The 1400-nt window shown below is 67.1% G+C and carries 1 protein-coding gene; it reads left to right on the forward strand.

Annotated features, from left to right (window positions below; translation table 11 throughout):
* A partial coding sequence (locus AC07EQ_RS43365) for a non-ribosomal peptide synthetase (protein ID WP_478393614.1) occupies positions 1–1400 on the forward strand: 1400 nt, incomplete at both ends.

Here is a 1400-nt window from a genome sequence, read left to right on the forward strand (position 1 = left end):
ACGGTGCACCGTTTCGGGGGTTATTTGATTCGTGTGCTGACGCAGCTGGCGGCGGAGCCTGATCAGCGTGTTGGTCGGGTTCGTCTTCTGGATGCTGCGGAAGAGCATGAGTTGCTGGTCGAGCGCAACAACACCCGCCGTCTGGACGTTCCCGTGACGACGCTGCCGGGGCTTTTCCAGGACCAGGTAGGCAAAACTCCCCTGGCCACCGCGCTCGAACACGACCGCACCCGCCTGACCTACGACGACCTCAACACCCGCGCGAACCAACTCGCACACCACCTCATCGCGCACGGCGTCGGCCTGGAGTCGCGAGTTGCGCTGCTGCTCGGGCGATCGGTGGAGATGATCGTTGCCATCCTCGCGGTGGCGAAGGCCGGTGGCGCGTACGTTCCGGTCGACCCGATGTACCCGCGAGAACGAATTGGCTTCATGGTGGCGGACAGTGCCGCCGCGCTGGTGCTCACGAAGTCCGAGTTCGTCGACCGGCTACCGGAGGAAACGCCGAAGCTGGTGCTTGACGAACCGGACGTGGCGGGTGCGGTCCACCGGTCCCCGGAGGCGTCGCCGGAGGTGGAGGTGCCTACTGGCGCCGCCGCATACGTGATCTACACGTCGGGATCGACGGGGCGTCCGAAGGGCGTAGTCGTCCCGCACACCGGGTTGGCCGGGCTGGCGCAGACCCAGGTGGAGCGTTTCGAGCTGACCGGCGAATCGCGGGTCTTGCAGCTGGCATCGCCGAGTTTCGATGCCGCTGTGCTGGAAGTGTTGATGGCCTTCGCCGCCGGCGGAACCTTGGTCGTCCCGCCGGGTTCGGGGGTGTTGACCGGCGCGGAGCTGGTCGGCGTGCTCGCAGAGCAGCGGATCTCGCACGCACTGATCCCCCCGTCGGTGCTGGCGAGCATGCCGGTGGTGGAGCTGCCGTCGTTACGGACACTGCTGGTCGGCGGCGAAGCGATCGGCAGCGAGCTGGTCCGGCAGTGGGCCCCGGGGCGGCTGATGCTGAACCTGTACGGGCCCACCGAGGCCACGATATGGGTGACCTCTGGATCGCTGGGCGTGCACTCGGACGAGCCGATCATTGGCGGTCCCACCGTCAATATGCGGGTGTATGTGTTGGATGGTTTTTTGGGTTTGGTTCCGGTGGGTGTGGTGGGGGAGCTGTACGTCGCGGGCGTGGGTTTGGCGCGGGGGTATTGGGGTCGTGCGGGGCTGACCGCCGACCGGTTCGTGGCGGACCCGTTCGGGCCGGCCGGGTCTCGGATGTTCCGGACCGGGGACTTGGTTCGGTGGAACCGCCAGGGCGAACTGGAGTACCTGGGGCGCGCAGACGACCAGGTGAAGGTGCGGGGCTTCCGGATCGAACCCGGCGAGATCGAGAACAGGCTCACCGAGCACGC

It is taken from the genome of Saccharopolyspora sp. NPDC045839, assembly GCF_056431645.1.